12 protein-coding genes are annotated in these 18,312 nt (G+C 59.3%); 9 read left to right on the top strand and 3 right to left on the bottom strand.

What is annotated here, in order from left to right:
• The first annotated feature begins 69 nt into the window (after window positions 1-69).
• From Aeroheme_RS11800 to hutW, 4 genes are all read left to right on the top strand, one after another.
• On the top strand, window positions 70-618 hold the full coding sequence (locus tag Aeroheme_RS11800) for a YfiR family protein (protein WP_163149018.1): 549 nt from the start codon (window positions 70-72) through the stop codon (window positions 616-618).
• Window positions 615-1,856 carry a diguanylate cyclase domain-containing protein gene (locus tag Aeroheme_RS11795; protein ID WP_408817411.1) on the top strand — a complete coding sequence of 414 codons (1,242 nt, stop codon included), beginning with the start codon at window positions 615-617 and terminating at the stop codon, window positions 1,854-1,856. The genes Aeroheme_RS11800 and Aeroheme_RS11795 overlap by 4 nt, the downstream gene beginning before the upstream one ends.
• A gap of 34 nt (window positions 1,857-1,890) precedes the next feature.
• Complete coding sequence (locus tag Aeroheme_RS11790) at window positions 1,891-2,379, top strand: OmpA family protein (RefSeq protein WP_106887963.1); 489 nt, start codon at window positions 1,891-1,893, stop codon at window positions 2,377-2,379.
• 264 nt (window positions 2,380-2,643) lie between these two features.
• Complete coding sequence (gene hutW, locus Aeroheme_RS11785; protein ID WP_408817414.1) at window positions 2,644-4,017, top strand: heme anaerobic degradation radical SAM methyltransferase ChuW/HutW; 1,374 nt, start codon at window positions 2,644-2,646, stop codon at window positions 4,015-4,017.
• 58 nt (window positions 4,018-4,075) lie between these two features.
• Here hutW and xseA read toward each other — a convergent pair whose 3' ends face one another.
• The gene (gene xseA / locus Aeroheme_RS11780) at window positions 4,076-5,440 is read right to left on the bottom strand and encodes an exodeoxyribonuclease VII large subunit (RefSeq protein WP_408817416.1); all 1,365 of its coding nucleotides are present in this window, start codon (window positions 5,438-5,440) and stop codon (window positions 4,076-4,078) included.
• A 161-nt stretch (window positions 5,441-5,601) separates the two neighbouring features.
• Window positions 5,602-6,516: a DMT family transporter gene (locus tag Aeroheme_RS11775; RefSeq protein WP_163149013.1), complete on the bottom strand. Its 915-nt coding sequence runs from the start codon at window positions 6,514-6,516 to the stop codon at window positions 5,602-5,604.
• A gap of 386 nt (window positions 6,517-6,902) precedes the next feature.
• Between Aeroheme_RS11775 and Aeroheme_RS11770 the strand changes: the two genes are divergently transcribed.
• The 5 genes from Aeroheme_RS11770 (at window position 6,903) to Aeroheme_RS11750 (ending at window position 16,272) form a co-directional block, all read left to right on the top strand.
• Window positions 6,903-10,109, top strand: a complete 3,207-nt coding sequence (locus tag Aeroheme_RS11770) for an alpha-amylase family glycosyl hydrolase (protein WP_411165893.1) — start codon at window positions 6,903-6,905, stop codon at window positions 10,107-10,109.
• Window positions 10,110-10,730: 621 nt separating this feature from the next.
• On the top strand, window positions 10,731-11,366 hold the full coding sequence (locus tag Aeroheme_RS11765; protein ID WP_106886946.1) for a YitT family protein: 636 nt from the start codon (window positions 10,731-10,733) through the stop codon (window positions 11,364-11,366).
• A gap of 268 nt (window positions 11,367-11,634) precedes the next feature.
• Window positions 11,635-13,098, top strand: a complete 1,464-nt coding sequence (gene guaB / locus Aeroheme_RS11760) for an IMP dehydrogenase (protein WP_041205879.1) — start codon at window positions 11,635-11,637, stop codon at window positions 13,096-13,098.
• 83 nt (window positions 13,099-13,181) lie between these two features.
• Window positions 13,182-14,771, top strand: a complete 1,590-nt coding sequence (gene guaA / locus Aeroheme_RS11755) for a glutamine-hydrolyzing GMP synthase (protein WP_005330318.1) — start codon at window positions 13,182-13,184, stop codon at window positions 14,769-14,771.
• A 307-nt stretch (window positions 14,772-15,078) separates the two neighbouring features.
• Window positions 15,079-16,272, top strand: a complete 1,194-nt coding sequence (locus Aeroheme_RS11750; RefSeq protein ID WP_323582251.1) for a tyrosine-type recombinase/integrase — start codon at window positions 15,079-15,081, stop codon at window positions 16,270-16,272.
• Between the two features lie 149 nt (window positions 16,273-16,421).
• On the opposite strand, the gene Aeroheme_RS11745 is transcribed toward Aeroheme_RS11750, so the two are convergent.
• Entirely contained in the window at window positions 16,422-18,287 is a 1,866-nt protein-coding gene (locus Aeroheme_RS11745) for a hypothetical protein (RefSeq protein WP_323582252.1), read from the bottom strand.
• Window positions 18,288-18,312: the final 25 nt, after the last annotated feature.

Below are 18,312 nucleotides of genomic sequence, written 5' to 3'. Positions count from 1 at the left end.
TCCTCTCTGGCACTCCCTCCATGGGCGTCGGACCACCCAGGTACCGATGTGGGCATAAGCGCGGGCATCATGCAGTTTTTCTCCTCCTTTCGGATCCTGGCGTGGCTGACGCCCCTGTGCTGCCTCTGGGTGCTGACCTGCGAGGCGGCCCCGGCGACCTCGGCGGAAGTGCGCAGCGAGCTGGTGCGGCAAACCGTGCTCGATATCCTGAGCTACACCCGCTGGCCCAGCGAGCCTGCCAGGTTGCGGCTCTGCGTCGCCGCGCCCACGGAATATGCGGCGTCGCTGCTCACCATCCGCCAGCAGGCCAATGGCCGCCCGGTCGATGTGCATCGCTACGAGGTCGACGACGAGGCGCTGATCCAGCGCTGCGATGTGATCTATCTGGGGGTGCTGGTCCCCGAGCAGCGGCTCTCCCTGTTCGAACGTCTGCGGGGGTACGCCATCCTCAGCATCAGCGAGCAGAGCCGCGAGTGCATCGCCGATGCGGTGTTCTGCCTGCAGGCCGGCAAAGAGAGGGTCCGTTTTCGGGTCAACCTGGATGCACTGGCCCGCAGCGGCGTGCGGGTGCACCCGGCCGTGCTCAAGCTCGCCAGAGCGGATGAGGAGGCGCGATGACCATCAATCACGCCAGCCCCCGGCTCACCCTGCGCCAGAGCCTGGGGCGCACCCACATGGTGATCTCCCTGACCGCCGTCTGTATGGCGGGCCTCTTCCTGACCATCACGGCGCTGCTGGCGCTGCGCCTCTATGCGGATCACAACCTCAAGCTGGTGGCACGAGCCATCAGTTACACCGCGGAAGCGGCCGTGGTGTTCGATGACAAGGATGCGGCCAAGGATGCCCTGGAGGCCATTACCTCCCGGGAGGACGTGGCCAGCGCCCGCATTCTGCTGCCCGGTGGTCAGGTGCTGGCGAGCTGGCGCCGGGACATTACGACCCCCTGGAGCAGTCTGGAGCAACATCTGGCCCATCTTATTCTGCCGGGACCTGTGGAGCAGCCCATAGTGCGGGAGAACAAGGAGATAGCCCAGGTTCACCTGGTCGGTCACGGCCAGCACCTGCTGCGCTTCCTGTTGCAGACCCTGATGGCGACCCTGCTGTGCCTGCTGCTCAGTATCCTGGGGGCGCTCTATGTGGCGCGCCGGATGCAGCGTTCCATCACGGCGCCCCTCAAGGCCCTGACCGAGGTCGCCTACAACGTCAGCCGCCAGCGCGCCCTCAAGCAGCGGGTGCCGGAGGCCAACATCGCCGAGCTGCACGAGCTCGGGGAGGACTTCAATTCACTGCTCGACGAGCTGGAAGCCTGGCAGGCCCACCAGAAGCGGGAGAACGCCACCCTGCTGCACCAGGCGACCCATGATCCCCTCACCGGTCTGCCCAACCGGGCGCTGTTCGAGGCGCGGCTGGAGCAAGCCATCCAGGCCGGGCGCACCCGACAGGAGCGCTTCGCCCTGCTCTATCTGGACTGTGATCGCTTCAAGCAGATCAATGACAACCTGGGCCATGCAATCGGTGACGAGGTGCTCATCACGCTGGCGCGGCGGGTGCAGCATCAGCTCAGGCCCATGGACCTGGTGTGTCGGCTGGGCGGGGATGAATTTGTGGTCCTGCTCTTTCCGGTGCATCAGGGGAGTGAGGTGCAGGAGGTGATGATGCGGATCCAGCAGGCGATGAGCACCCCTGTGGTCTTGAGCGATGGCCGTCATCTGGGGGTCGGCATCAGCGTCGGCGCGGCCCTCTACCCCGAGCAGGGGGAGACGGCGGATGCCTTGTTGCAGGCCGCCGACGGTGCCATGTATGAATCCAAACGACAACGCAGGGAGGGACACAGAGACGACCAGACAACCACGTGAAATTGATATGAAAAATAATGAAAGGACAAGAATGATGACGTTTTTCAACCTGATGAGAGCAGGTCTGTTCGCACTCTTGCTCGGTGGGCTGGCGGCTTGCCAGAGCGCTCCCCAGGGCCTCACGCAGGCGCAGATCGCCGCACTCAAGGAGCAGGGGTTTCACCTGACCGACGAGGGCTGGACCCTGGATATCTCCAACAAGGTGCTCTTTGCCAACAACGTGGGGGCCCTCAATCCCGGCACCCGCCAGGTGGTGGAAGCCTTGGGCAGGGCCCTGATTGAGGTGGGGCTGAACCGGGCCCGGGTGGACGGTCACACCGACTCCAACGGCGAGGCGGCCTACAACGAGCAGCTCTCGTTGAAACGGGCCCAGTCCGTGGCCGAGGTGCTGGCGTCTGTGGGCATGCCCGCGGCCAACCTGGACATCCGTGGACGCGGTGAAGAGGCGCCGATCGCCGATAACGGCACCGCCGCCGGACGGGCGGAGAATCGCCGGGTCGCCATCATCATAGACAACGGCTGATCTGCCCAGCCCGGCGTCAGCGCCCTGATCCCGCCGCCGGGATCCTTCTTCTGGCCTGATCGCGTGTGTGCCACCACTCTCCCGCCGGAGAGTGGCTCTCTTCCTGCCATTCCTCCTGCATGATCTCGCTTTACATCTGCTCTCGCGCCCAGTCAGAGGGGGAGATGACGCCCTCTCAATGTCCCTGACTTGATCCAGCACAACACAGGGCTTAACTGATATTCGTTATCATTTGCATTATTTCCAGACGGTAACCTGCCAGTGATGACGCCACAGTTCACCCCGACCATGACGGGGCTCGCCACCCCGGATCCCCTGAAGTTCGCCTTTGGCGCCAAGACCTCGGCCCATGCCAGCCGGGGCGGCGCAGGCCCCCTGACGCTGGACGACGCCGGCTGGCAAGCCTGGTGGCAACGGCCGAGCGAGGCCCGGGAGCGGGCGCTCTATATCCATGTTCCCTTCTGCCGCAAGCGCTGCAGCTTCTGCAACTTCTTCGAAAATGGCGCCAACCCGGCGCGCATGAGCCGCTATATGGCGGCCCTGTGTGACCAGCTAAGTCGGGCGGCGAAGACGCCGCTCGTGCAGAGCAAGCCCTTCTCGGCTGTCTATGTGGGAGGCGGCACCCCCACCGACATGGCGGCGGACGATCTGGCGTGCCTCGCCGAGGCCATCCGCCGTTTTCCGCTGACGGCCGATGCGGAAGTGACCCTGGAGGGGCGCCTCAACGGCTTTGATGATGAGAAGTGGCAGACGGCCCTGGCGGGGGGCTTCAACCGCTTCTCGTTCGGGGTGCAGAGCTTCAACACAGAGGTGCGCCAGCAGGCGGCCCGTTTCGACGACAGGGAGACACTGCTCGCCCGGCTGGGGGAGCTGACCCGGGATGACGCCGCCGTCATAGTGGCGGATCTCATCTTCGGCCTGCCGGGGCAGGATGAGGCCCTGTGGCGCGAGGACATCGCGGATGTGATGGCCAGCGGCGTGCACGGGGTGGATCTCTATCAGCTCATCGCCATGCAGGGCACCAATCTGGATCGGGCGCAGGAGAAGGGCCGACTCGGCTGGTCCGCCGATGGTCAGCAGCGGGCGACCATGTATGCCTATGGCGCCCGCACCCTGGAGCAGGGGGGCTGGCAGCGGCTCTCCTGCAGCCACTGGCGGCGAAGCGAGGCCGAGCAGAGCCGCTACAACCAGATGGCCAAGCGCGGCGCCGAGATCCTCCCCTTCGGTGCGGGGGCGGGGGGCAGCATTCATGGCCACGGCCTCATGTATGGCCGGGATCTAGGGGCCTGGCACCAGGCGCTGGCGGCCGGTCAGCGTGCCCCCGGCATGGTGATGAGGCCCAATCCCAACGGGCCCATGGACGGCCTGCTGCGCGGTGGCCTCGATACCGGCTGGCTTGCCCTCGGGCGCTTGCCATCCCCCGTGCGGGCGCATCTGTTGCCTCTTTTTGAGCGCTGGCAGCAGCATGGCCTTGCCGAGCTGACCGGGGAGATACTGGCGCTGACCCTGGCGGGGCGCTTCTGGAACGTCAATCTGCAGGCAGGTTTGTTCGAATATCTGCAGTCAAATCCCTTGGGAGGGGAGGCGGCAACCCCCGCCGCTCATCCGGGCGGGGCCCGGCATCATTCGCGGGTGTAGCGGGCAGGGGCAAGACTAAGGAGGGAACGAAAGGGGGCCGCTTGACGGCCCCCTTTCGTTATTGGTTGTGCACTTCCTCCACCCGCACCCGCAGCTCCCCCTCTGCGAGCATGGTGACCAGTTGTTGGCCCGGGCTCACCTGGGCGGCGCGGCTTATCACCTCGCCACTGGGCGTGCGGGTGATGGAGTAACCCCGCCCCAGAGTGGCCAGCGGGCTCACCCCGTCGAGCCGCGCACTCAGCATGGCGAGGCGGTGGGCGGCCAGATCCTGGCGCTTGCTCATCAGGGTATGGAGCCGCTCTTCGGCCAGCTGGTGACGGCGCTTGCCGGCGGCCAGCAGCGTTGAAGGGCTCCTGGCCTGCAGCCGCAGTTCGAGGTTCGCGAGGCGCCGCTCCCCCTGATGCAGGCGCAGATTGAGCAGTTGCTGCAGGCGGCCGGACAGCTCGTCCAGGCGCTGGGACTGTTGCTCCAGCCGGCGCTTGGGATCCTGATGGTCGAGCCGCTTTTGCAGCAGCGCGAAGCCATGGCTGGCGGCGGTCTGGCGCCGGGAGATGGCCTGCAGCAGACGCTGCTTGAGGTGAAGCAGGCGCTGGGCCCGGGCGCTTCTGTCCGGTGCCACCAGCTCGGCGGCGGCGGAAGGAGTGGGAGCGCGCAAGTCGGCGGCGAAGTCGCTGATGGTGACGTCCACCTCGTGGCCCACAGCGCTCACCACTGGAATGGCGGAGCCTGCGATGGCGCGGGCCACCACCTCCTCGTTGAAGCACCAGAGATCCTCAAGGGAGCCGCCGCCGCGACCGACGATGAGCACATCCACCTCGGCGCGGCGGTTGGCAAGAGTGATGGCCGCGACTATCTGGGAGATGGCGGCGCTACCCTGCACCTGGGTCGGGTAGATGAAGACCGGCAGATCCGGGGCGCGGCGCTCAAGCACCGTCAGCATGTCGTGCAGGGCGGCGCCGGTGGCCGAGGTGACCAGCCCCACGGCGCGGGGCTCACGAGGCAACGGGCGCTTGCGGCCCTCGTCGAACAGCCCTTCGGCGCCGAGGCGGCGCTTGAGCTCCTCGAAGCGCAGGGCCAGCATGCCGTCCCCGGCGGGCTGCATGGATTCGATGATGAGCTGGTAGTCGCCGCGGGGCTCATAGAGGGAGACCCGCGCCTGCACCAGTACCTGCATGCCATCTTGCGGCCGGAACGGCACCCGGCGGTTGTTGCCCTTGAACATGGCGCAGCGCACCTGGGCCGAGATGTCTTTCAAGGAGAAGTACCAGTGACCCGAGCTTGGCATCGCCAGGTTGGAGAGCTCCCCCGTCAGCCACACCAGCCCCAGATCCTGCTCCAGTATCATGCGCACGGCGCTGTTGAGGCGGGTGACGGTGAAGATCTGCTGTTGCCTGCTCTGGCTGGATTCGTCGAGGTGGTTCAAGGCTGGCCCTGCTGCTGTGTCCGCCGGAGCGGGGAGAAAACGATGGGGCACATCTTACCCCAGTTCAGCCCATCCGCCGAGTCCGTGTCTGCGGCAGCAGCGGCGTCTGGCTTCAGTCTGCCTGTGCCAACATCCGAGCCACGGGGCCCGGCAGATGGCATTCAGCCCTGTGGCTGCGCTTTGGCCGGTTTGGCGGCCCTGCTCGGGCTCACCACCAGCCAGACCGCGAGACAGACGATGGCGCCGCCCGCCACGAAACCGCCGGTGAGGGTCTCGCCCAGCACCAGATAGCCCCACAGGATGCCAAAGGGCGGGATCAGGAAGGTGACCGTCAGGGAGCGCAGGGGCCCGATATCGGCGATCAGCCTGAAGTAGATAAGATAGGCGAGGGCGGTGCAGATGAAGCCGACCGCCAGCACGCTGGCCCACACCTCGGGGAGGGCCCAGTTGACGGCGGGGCCTGTCACCAGGGTGTAACCGAAGAAGGGGAGCAGGAAGAGGCAGGCGCCGAGCTGGCTGCCAAAGGCCACCAGCTTGGCATCGAGGCCGCCCCGCTCGCTGATCCAGCGCCGGGTCAGGAAACCGGCGCAGCCATAGCAGGCGGTGGCGATGAGGCAGGCCAGCACGCCGGTGACGAGATTGCTGGTCAGGTTCACCTCTCCCGTGGTGGTGATGAGGGCTATGCCCATCAGCCCCAGCATGACGCCGCTCCACTTGCGCAAGGTCAGCGTCTCGTTGAAGAAGGAGAAGCCGATGAGGGCCCCCATCAGCGGCGTGGTGGCGTTCAGGATGGCCGAGTAGCCGGCGGGCAGCCAGAGAGCAGCGATGGCGTACATCAGGAAGGGCACGCCCGAGTTGATGATGCCGAGCACCATGATGGATTTGAGCTTGCCCTGGAACTGCATGGGGGTGCGCAGCAGCAACAGCATGGCGGCGAGCCCGACCAGGGCGAAGAAGACCCGCAGGAAGGTGGTGTTGACCGAGCCAAAGGCGGGCGCCGCTATGCGCATGAACAGGAAGCTGGCGCCCCAGATGGCCGCCAGCACCAGCAGCCGCACGTAATCCGATGTTCTCATCTCCACTCCCTTGGATGCTCGTCCTGCCCGACATGAGAAGGAGAGGCTCTGCATCATGGCGGCAAGCTCCCCGAATGGCAACGGCGAAGGGGGCATGTCGCGATCCGCTCTCGTCGGGGATGGCTTGTTCACCGGCCGAGTACCGGATTCTGTGCCCAGTGAAGAGGGGGTCACCCTCTGTCGCCATCGAGAGAAATGAAAGCGCTATCAATCACATATGCATTATTTGCGGGGCGATTCAGGTCACAATTCATACGTATCGGCCATGAGTCGGCTTGTGCACGCCCTAGACTGGCGTGACTCATTCGAAGGCGGGAATGTAGCGGATGGGGAATGCCGGGACACACCGGCGTCACACACAAAACAATGAAAATAAAGGACTATCAATGGCTAGATGGATACTCGCGGCCGGATTGTTGGGAACCCTGATCACGGCGCCGGCGTCGGCGGCGGAGTGGTTCTTCCGGGGCACCGCGAATGGATGGGCGGCGACCGCCATGGTGTCGACCGATGGGCTCAACTTTGACACCTGTCAGTTCTTCCAGAGCGGGGACGCCAGCGGCGGCCCGCGCTTCAAGATCGACCGATACGGCAACTGGCAGCAGAGCTACCCGACCGCCGACTACACGGTCACTGCCAACACCCACTATCAGATCCGCATTCATGCCGGCACCCAGGCCATCACCACCACGGCGGTGACGAGTTGCGAGGCCTCGGGGTTTGCCAGGACGCTGCCGCAGCTTCAGGTGCGCGGCACCTTCAATGGCTGGGCCAGCCTGCCCATGACGCTGGTGGCCGACCACCTGTGGCAGGCCGAAGCCTACATGGATGGCAAGACCAACCAGCGGCTCAAGTTCGATCAGGCGGGGGACTGGGCCATCAACTTCGGCGACAGCAACGCCGATGGTGTGCTGGAGCGCAGCGGTGGCGACATCCTCTGGAGCGGCACGGGAATGGTGCGCTTCCGGGTCAATGACGAGACCCAGGCCTACAGCATCACGCCGCTAGGGGACGACAATCAGCCCCCCATCGCTGTCATCACCCCGGGCGGCGTCCTCTATGTCGCTGTGGGGGATGCGCTCACCTTGAGCGGCAGCGACTCCACGGATCCCGATGGCCAGATTGCCAGCTATCTCTGGAGCAGCGGCGAGACCACGGAGAGCATCAGCGTCAATACTGCTCAGGCGGGTACCTTCACCTATGGCCTGACGGTCACCGACGATCAGGGTGCCAAGAGCAGCAGCAGCGTGAGCCTGGTGGTGTCCGCCCCCCAGACCGGCGGCAGTTGGTATTTCCGCGGTACCCCCAACAACTGGGGCCTGACCGCCATGACCAGCGAGGACGGAGTGACCTTCTGTACCGAGCAGGCCTTTGGCAGCAGCAATCCCCGCTTCAAGGTGGATCGCAAGGGGGACTGGACCGAAGCCTACCCGGCCCAGGACTACAAGGTGAGCGCCGACACCAGTTACCGCATCTGCTTCGATAGCCGGGACAAGACGCTGGAGGTAGCCCCCCTGGCCGGCGCCGACAATCAGGCGCCCACTGTGACCGCCACCCCGGCCCCGGGCAGTTATGCAGAGGCGCAGTCCATCACCCTGGGGGTGAGCGACGATAACGACAGCGCCCCCAGGGTCCATTTCACCACGGACGGCAGCACGCCCACCACGGCGTCCCCCCGCTACGCCGGCCAGGCCATTCTCGCCAGCGACAAGGGCAGCGGCACCGATCTGGTGATCAAGACATTGAGTGTCGATGGGACCGGCAATCAAGTGGAGCAGAGCTTCAGCTATCAGATTGGCGAGACCCCGGTGGCGGGGGGCGATTTTCGTGGCGAGAGCATCTATTTCCTGCTGACCGCCCGCTTCTACGATGGGGACGGGAGCAACAACTACCATAACCGCGACCGCTACAAGGCGGGGGATCCCCACTGGCGTGGCGACTTCAAGGGGCTCATCGAGAAGCTCGACTACATCAAGGATCTCGGTTTCACCGCCATCTGGGTGACGCCGCCGGTGGAGAACCGCTCCGGCCTCGACTATCACGGCTATCACGCCTACGACTTCTATCGGGTCGATCCCCGGCTGGAGTCGCCGGGAGCGGGCTACCGGGAGTTCATCCAGGCCGCCCACGCCAAGGGGATCAAGGTGATACAGGATGTGGTGATCAACCACTCCAGCCAGTACGGCCTGCGTGGCAAGACCTGGATCGATCGCCTGCCGGTCAAATATTACGTGCCGGCAGGATCCAGCCAGGGGCTCATCAACAACGGGCCCTATCAGGGCAACCTCGGGGACTACGCCAGCGCCAACCGTTGTGACGATGACAACCCCGTCGCCCCCGACTGGTACAAGGCCCGCTGCCAGTCCGATCCGGCCGGCACCCAGCCCCTGATCGATCCCAAGACAGGGGCCAGCGTGCCGAGCGCAGGCTACAACCCCAACCGCTTCTTCGGCATCGATGCCCAGACCCTGGATCCCAGCTGGTATCACCTGGACGGTTTCATGTCCGGCGGCGACTGGGAAAACCCGCTCGCCCTGCAGCGCAAGCACATGGCGGGGGACTGCATCGATCTCGCCACCGGCAACCAGAACGTCAAGGATTACCTCAACGGCGCCATTCGTCAGTACCTCGACATGGGGGTGGATGCCATCCGCATCGATACCCTCAAGCACATAGAGCGGGACGAACTGCTGACCTATGTGCACGACTGGCAGGCCCACAAGCCTGGGCTGTTCGTGTTCGGCGAGAACCTGGTGAAAGGCACCGGCTGGGGATCCGAGCTGGCCAACGACAACGCCTCCGCGGTGATCCGCCCCTGGTGGTACACCCGCACCACGGCGAACCCGGCCAATCCTCGTGCTGGCGGAGATTCGGGTCTCTCGGTGCTGGACTTCTCCCTCTTCTCCACCTTCCGTGACAACGTCACCAAGGGGAGCTTTGGCGGAGTGGGGGGGATCTTCGCCATGGACTGGGTCTATGGGGATGCCACCAAGCTCATCACCTTCTTCCAGAACCACGACGTGGGGCCGGACAATGACTTCAAGTACCGCTATGGCGGGGAAGAGGGCAATGCGGCCATGACCTACAACCTGCTCTGGACCGCCCGTGGCATCCCGACCCTCTACTACGGGGAGGAGGTGATGTTCCAGGCCGGCAAGCCGCAAGACATCGACGGGGCCACCATGACGGTGGATCAGACAGGCCGTGCCTACTTTGGGGACGTGCTGGACAACCCGGCCACCCCGAGCCACCCGCTTTATCAGCACATCAAGCGCCTGAACCAGATCCGCAAGGCGGTGCCCGCCCTGCAGAAGGCGCCCATGAGCCAGGTGAACGAGTGGGGGAGCGGCATCAGCTTCGTGCGTGACCTGAGCGCGCAAGGCAGCTACGCCGCCGTGGGCCTTGCGGCCAACTCGGCCCAGCAGATAAGCCTGAGCGGCCTGAAAAACGGCACTTACACAGAGGCAGTGACAGGCGCGAGCCAGAGCGTCAGCAACGGCAGCCTGAGCTTCGCGGTGCCGGCCTACTCGGCCCGGGTCTGGGTGCTGAACGGCCCCGGCAAGGTGGGAGCCGACGGCAAATACCTCAAATAAGGGGCGCCTGTGATGGTGTGCAGCGAGTCGGCCTTGGGGCCGACTTTTTTATGGCGCCGAGGCATGAAGCGGGGGAGGCGCATCCCACCCAGGTCGCGCCGGGCGAGGCAAGCGCAGGGCCCTAAATTGCACGTATTTGGTGCGCTTGCCCTGATATGGTGCATTTCCTTGTTGTTTGCCCTTGGGCCCAATCCCGCAGAAACATGCCAGACAGCCCCATGGCGCCCTCCTAATGGACATCTTCCATGCTGTAAAGTGACATTTTATCGGCATGATCAACCGAATAAATGGGTTTATTAGGAAGGACCACGACACGTTTTGTGGTTAATTGGGTAAACATGCTGATCCGGCATGGGGGCTGATCCTTGGATTGGTATGATCCATCTGTTTTTTGATGTCTATGCGGAATTTAAATTCGATTTTTGATGGTATATCGGACTCTTGTTTTGATTGGCGCTCTTTTTGCTGTGACTTGTCATGCCCATGATGGTGATGTCAGGGGCAGGGGGCCGCAAGGTCGGGGGCGGGTGCCAGCAGGCTGAATGCACCGCCGCCATCCGTGCCGGAACGGCCTGGTTTTCGGGCAAGGGACGCCACAATCAATTCGTGTCAAGGAGTCATATGGAAGGTGAAATGACCATGCAGCCGGCGGCTGTGGGCAGAGGGTTGGCCCACACCCTCAAGGACGACGTCTACGGCATGATCCTCGGGGTCATGTTCATCGCGGTCGGCCTCAACCTGCTCAAGTGCTCCGGCATGATCACCGGCGGCATAGCGGGCATAGCCCTGCTGCTCGCCCACGTCAGCAGCCTGCCCATAGGGGTGCTCTTCTTCCTGGCCAACCTGCCTTTTCTGGTGTTCAGCTACTTCACCATGGGGCGGGGCTTCATGCTCAAGACGCTGGTGGTCAATGTGGCGCTCTCGGCCGCGACCCAGGGGGTGCCGCTGCTCTTGACGGTGAGCTACATCCACCCGCTGTTTGCCGCCCTGGTGGGGGGCACCTTCCTCGGCATGGGGGTGCTCTCCCTCGCCCGCCACAACGCCTCCGTGGGGGGCATAGGCGTGGTGACGCTCTGGCTGCAAAGGCGCACCGGCATCAACGCAGGCAAGAGCCAGATGCTGCTCGATGTGCTGGTGTTTGCGCTCTCGCTGCTCACCCTGCCGCTCTCCCTGCTGCTCTGGTCCACCTTGAGCGCGCTCGCCATGAACGCCATGCTGATGAACTGGCACAAACCCGGTCGTTATCAGGGGGGCTGAGTGGCGGCCCCGAGAGGGGGAGGGGAATTGTTAAAAAGTGACCCGAGGGGCGCCTGGCGGGTATTTGGCTGCCAACGGCAAAAAAGATCATCTTGTCGCGAAAAAAGGCATGGTTACGCCTGAATTTATTGGTTTTTTGCCCCGTTGGCGGCGTTAAACCGGGCTACACCATAAAAAATTCAAAAAACTTCTTTACCAGTGACCAATGCATGAGTAAAATTTGTCGGCAATATTTTACACCCCCACTCCTCAACGGTGAGATATTGCCATGCTCAGGATTGCCAAAGAAGCGCTGACCTTCGACGATGTACTGTTGGTTCCAGCACACTCCACTGTTCTTCCGAATACCGCCGACCTGCGTACCAAGCTCACGTCTGCTATCTCCCTGAATATCCCGATGATTTCCGCTGCCATGGACACAGTGACCGAAGCCCGTCTGGCTATCGCACTGGCCCAGGAAGGCGGTATCGGCTTCATTCACAAGAACATGTCCATCGAGCAGCAGGCTGCCGAAGTGCGCAAGGTCAAGAAGTACGAGAGCGGCGTGGTCTCCGACCCCGTCACCGTACGCCCTGACATGACCATTGCCCAGGTCAAGGAGCTGAGCCACAAGAACGGTTTCGCCGGTTACCCTGTGGTCACTGACGGCAACCAGCTTGTCGGCATCATCACCGGCCGTGATGTGCGCTTCGTGATCGATCTCTCCCAGACCGTTGAACAGATCATGACCCAGAAGGATCGTCTGGTCACCGTGCGTGAAGGGGCCCCTCGCGAAGAGGTGGTTGCCCTGATGCAGAAGCACCGTATCGAGAAGGTGCTGGTGGTGAACGCCGACTTCAAATTGAAGGGCATGATCACCGTCAAAGACTTCCAGAAAGCCGAACGCAAGCCGAACGCCTGTAAAGACGAACGCGGCCGTCTGCGGGTCGGTGCCGCCGTCGGTGCCGGTGCAGGCAACGAAGAGCGCGTCGCCGCCCTGGTGGAAGCCGGTGTGGACGTGCTGCTGATTGACTCCTCCCATGGCCACTCCCAGGGCGTGCTGGATCGCATCAAGGCGACCCGCGACGCCTATCCTGAGCTGCAAATCATCGGTGGCAACGTGGCCACCGCCGCCGGCGCCCTGGCGCTGGTCGCCGCCGGCGTCAATGCCGTCAAGGTCGGCATAGGCCCTGGCTCCATCTGCACTACCCGCATCGTGACCGGTGTCGGCGTGCCCCAGATCACCGCCATCTCCGACGCCGTTGACGCCCTGGAAGGTACCGGCGTGCCTGTGATTGCCGATGGCGGCATCCGCTTCTCCGGCGACGTGGCCAAGGCCATAGCCGCGGGCGCCAGCTGCGTCATGGTGGGCTCCATGTTTGCCGGTACCGAAGAGGCACCGGGCGAAATCGAGCTCTATCAGGGTCGCTCCTTCAAGTCCTACCGCGGCATGGGGTCCCTCGGCGCCATGTCCAAGGGCTCCAGCGATCGCTACTTCCAGACCGACAACGCCGCCGACAAGCTGGTGCCGGAAGGGATCGAAGGGCGCGTGCCGTACAAGGGCCGCCTCAAGGAGATCATTCACCAGCAGATGGGCGGCCTGCGCTCCTCCATGGGCTTGACCGGCTGCGCCACCATAGACGACATGCGCACCAAGGCCGAGTTCGTGCGCATCTCGGGCGCCGGGATGAAAGAGTCCCACGTCCATGACGTGACCATCACCAAAGAAGCCCCCAACTACCGGATGGGCTGATGAAACGGGGCTCTGGCCCCGTTTCTTTAACACGTTTTTATCCCCACGCTTTTTGTGATAAATCAGCCTGATGCAGGAATAAAATGACTAAAGACATTCACCAGCACCGCATCCTCATCCTGGATTTCGGTTCCCAGTACACCCAGCTTATCGCCCGTCGTGTCCGTGAAATCGGCGTCTACTGCGAGTTGTGGGCCTGGGACGTAACCGAAGAGCAGATCCGCGAATTCAATCCGAGCGGCATCATCCTCTCCGGCGGCCCGGAATCCGTGACCGAGGCGGGCAGCCCCCGTGCCCCCGAGTACGTCTTCAACGCCGGCGTGCCGGTGTTTGGCATCTGCTACGGCATGCAGACCATGGCCGAGCAGCTTGGCGGCAAGGTGCAATCCTCCACCCTGCGTGAATTCGGTTATGCCCAGGTCGAAGTGCTGGGCCACTCCGGCAAGACCAGTGCGCTGCTGCGCAACATCGAAGACGCCATCGCCGAGAACGGCCACGCCCTGCTGGACGTCTGGATGAGCCACGGCGACAAGGTCACCGAGATCCCCGCCGGCTTCACCACCATAGCCCAGACCGCGACCTGCCCCCATGCGGCCATGGCCGATGAGGCCCGTCGCTTCTACGGCGTGCAGTTCCACCCGGAAGTGACCCACACCCGTCAGGGTGCCCGCATGCTGGAGCACTTCGTCAAGGAGATCTGCGGCTGCGAATGCCTCTGGACCCCGGCCACCATCATCGACGACGCCGTCGCCCGTATCCGCGAGCAGGTGGGTGACGATGAAGTGATCCTGGGCCTCTCCGGCGGCGTGGACTCCTCCGTGGTCGCCATGCTGGTGCACCGCGCCATCGGCGATCGCCTGACTTGCGTCTTCGTCGACAACGGCCTGCTGCGCCTGAACGAAGGCACCCAGGTCATGGAGATGTTTGGCGATCACTTCGGCCTCAAGATCGTCAAGGTCGATGCCGAAGAGCGCTTCCTCTCTGCCCTGGCAGGTGAAGACGAGCCGGAAGCCAAGCGCAAGATCATTGGCCGCGTCTTCGTAGAAGTGTTCGACGATGAAGCGAAAAAGCTGAAAAACGCCAAGTGGCTGGCGCAAGGCACCATCTACCCTGACGTCATCGAATCCGCCGCCAGCAAGACCGGCAAGGCCCACGTCATCAAGTCTCACCACAACGTCGGCGGCCTGCCGGAAGAGATGAAGATGGGTCTGGTGGAGCCGCTGCGCGAGCTGTTCAAGGACGAAGTGCGCCGCGTCGGTCTCGAACTCGGCCTGCCCTACGACATGCTCTACCGTCACCCCTTCCCGGGTCCGGGTCTGGGTGTGCGGGTGCTTGGCGAGGTGAAGAAAGAGTACTGCGACCTGCTGCGCAAGGCCGATGCGGTCTTTATCGAAGAGCTGCGCAAGGCCGACCTCTACAACCAGGTCAGCCAGGCGTTCGCCGTCTTCCTGCCGGTGCGCTCCGTCGGCGTCATGGGCGATGGCCGCAAATATGACTGGGTCATTGCCCTGCGCGCCGTCGAGACCATCGACTTCATGACCGCCCACTGGGCCCATCTGCCCTATGACTTCCTGGGTCATGTGTCGAACCGCATCATCAACGAGATCAACGGCATCTCCCGCGTGGTGTACGACGTCTCCGGCAAACCGCCCGCCACTATCGAATGGGAATGATCACCCGTTAGGTATTAGCTGGTACTAACTGGCACAAAAGACACTTAAGCCCATGTTTACATGGGCTTTTTTGTTTTTGTATTTGGCATGGTCTGGCAACGGATGGCAGCAGGAAGCACCACTTGAGTATGGTATTCAAGGTGGTATTATCGAGGCATGATGCCATGAGTGATAGCCGATACCATGCTGCTTGATCCTGTATGTTCATGGTATTGATTTTATTTAACTAACTGTTTTTATTGGTCTTATTGTCTAATTTTGGGGTGATCTTTCAGCATGGTATCGGATACGAGGAAGGATAAGACTTTTGCTGACTGATACCAAGCTACGCAACCTCAAGCCGAGGGACAAACTTTACAAGGTGAATGACCGGGATGGCCTTTATGTAGCTGTTACCCCCGCCGGTTCGGTCTCGTTCCGTTACAACTACTCGATCAATGGCAGGCAAGAGACGATCACCTTTGGCCGCTACGGTGTCGGTGGTATCAGTTTGGCTGAAGCCCGCGAGCGACTGAATGAAGCCAAGCGGATGGTGGCCGACGGTAAGTCTCCAGCTAAGGAGAAGGCCCGTAAAAAGGCTCGGGTAAAAGATGCTGAAACATTTGGTGCTTGGGCGGAAAAGTGGCTGCGAGGTTACCAGATGGCGGACTCCACCCGTGATATGCGTCGCTCTGTCTATGCTCGGGAACTGGAAACGAAATTTGGCAACCAGAAGCTGACCGAGATCACCCATGAAGATTTGCGCATGCTGACGGATGCCATCGTGGAGCGAGGTGCTCCAGCAACGGCTGTTCATACCCGTGACATAGTGCTGCAGATTTATCGTTGGGCCATCGAGCGAGGGCAGAAGGTTGAAAACCCAGCTGACCTTGTGAGGCCAACGAGCATCGCCAGATTTGAGCCGCGAGATCGAACTTTGTCGCCTGCAGAAATCCGGCTTATGTATGTATATATGGGGAGAATTGGTACATCGCCCTCTATCCGTGCGGCGGTAAAGTTGCTGCTTTTGACTATGGTGCGCAAAAGTGAGCTGACTAATGCGACCTGGAACGAGATCAATTTCAGCGAGGCTCTTTGGGCCATCCCAAAAGAACGGATGAAGCGGCGGACACCCCACTTGGTGTTTCTATCCAGACAAGCCCTAGACATCCTGATCGCATTGAAGACCTTCTCTGGTGGCTCTGACTATATACTGCCATCCCGTTACGACTCAGATTTGCCCATGAGCAGTGCCACCCTGAATCGGGTGATGACCATGACCTACACACTGGCACAGAAAGAAGGCAAGCCGCTCGCCAAGTTTGGGCCCCACGACCTGAGGCGTACCGCCAGCACCCTACTACATGAAGCTGGCTATAACACTGACTGGATCGAGAAATGCCTTGCTCATGAGCAAAAGGGCGTGAGAGCTGTATATAACAAGGCTGAATATCGCGAGCAGCGTACAGCCATGTTGCAGGATTGGGCGGATATGATTGATGAATGGACTCGGTCAATGTAGAGCAGGCCGATTGTTCTTACCGCTCAGTTTGAATTTTTAAAATAGAGCAGCCACATTTTCGTGAAATGTGGCTGCTGACTAGGTGTGTATTATTCTTCAAGAATAAAAATGAGCGCTATATACCAATATATATCAATTGATTTCCGTTGTCATAATTTTTCAGGAAGAGGTGGTCTATCTTTTCCAATTTTATCCATGAAGTTTTTTGAATCATTTTCTAACGCTTGATCGGAAATGATATTGGCAAAATTAATTATGGCTTTGGTAAAGTTTTCGAGCTTGACGTGGTTGGTTATACGTTCATGTTTTAGAATAAATCCAAATAGAAGGTCATTGTCTATTGGTAAGTAGATTTCCGCTGTGTGATCATGATAGCTTATATATCTGGCGTTGATTCTTTGTCGATGAGCGAATTGAATTCTACAGTAATCTCTCAAGATTAACCCAGCACTTGCTATGAGTTGTTCTCTGTCACCATTAGTATATTTTGCTGCAGAGTTTAATATATCCCCTATAAACTCCGATAGAGATATGAAATCTTTTGGTGTTGAGTGAGATAGATAATCATCAATCAATACATTGAAATTTTCTGACTGATTATTGAGGGTTTCTTCTAATAAGGAATTTAATTTCTCCTCATTAAAGTTTAATGTATAGGTTTCGCCAATTATCTCTTTTAAAATTTCAATAAAGTCCTGACGTTCTATGCTAATATCCAAGCTGGGATTTACTATCATAACTAGTTCGTCAGGAAAGTGATCTAATGGAGTTTTTTCAGTTAATTTCTTTTTGGATAATGAATCCAAATTGTATTCTAGGTATGCTTCTCGCCTAATTGGTGATTTTGCTAGGGCTAGGACGAATTTATAAGAAAGTTCAGGGATGTTTGCGGATGAAACAATGTTGATCATTGCCGATATTATTCTTTTTTTAGATAAAATATCTAGTAGAGTATGCGAGACCATGTTGTTTAACATGAAAACAATAGTTTCAATTAGCCTTTGCTCTTGATTTGTAAGGTACAAATAATATAATCCATCGACAAAATTTTGGATAATTTGGAATGTATTAAAGAAAGAAAGACTCTCCGAAATTTCGTATCTGGCACTTGCGTAAATACCTGAAACTAGCTCAGGGTTATATTTGATTAAGGCGAAGTCATTTAGATATTTATAGATTAAATTATTATCTTCATAAGTTACAATAAACTCTTTCAACTCCTTTAATCGATTAGCAGCTCTGAGAGTAGGTGATTCATTTTTTATAGGTTTTTTCCTAGTAGTGAAGATGCTAGGGGTATGAAGGTGAAGCTCTTCTGCCATAATAGGAAAACCAGGAAAAAGAAAATTTTTAATGGTTGATATTTTATGTTCATCATCGAAATACTCTGTTGATTGTGCTATTACAAACCCTATGTTATCGTAGTGACTATATGGCTTACCATTGTTTCCTGAATTTGGTTGTGTCCAAGCAGGAAAAGCAGATTTTATTTCTTTCCCATGATGTTGTATGGTCACTTTCATTTTTAGTAGTGGGTTGTTTTTATTTATGTAACCAATTATTTGCCCTGCTTTCCTCTGATGGATATCCTCATTATCTAAAGCCTCCTCTATAACTTTTATAATTTTATCTCTGTCATAACCTTTAGGAAATAATGTCTTCCAGAGAAAACCTGATTTATAGTATTCATCAGGGTACATTGTTATTTTTGCCGCATTTCCAGTAAATAGTTCTCTGGGAATTCTTAGTGTAATAACTCCGTTTCCAAGCTCTCTTGCATAATACCAATATTTATGTTGTAAACTATGAAAAAAATGCAGGTGCTCTAATTCGTTGATATAGTTTTTTTTGAATTTAACCCATGCATCATAAGTATGTAATCCTCCTCGCAATACAGTCATGTTATCATGCCCTTGAATTGGCCTTATGGTAAAATCCCCCTCTATAATGTGCTTGATTGCAGATTCTGATAGTGTTAGTTTTTTACCATCTTTTTGCGTAAACTCTTTAATCACAACCTTCCCCTTTTAATTTATCGGT

It is taken from the genome of Aeromonas sp. DSM 116730 (assembly GCF_046581335.1).
GTDB classification, from domain to species: domain Bacteria; phylum Pseudomonadota; class Gammaproteobacteria; order Enterobacterales; family Aeromonadaceae; genus Aeromonas; species Aeromonas rivipollensis.
This window is presented reverse-complemented; position numbering and strand designations above follow the sequence as displayed.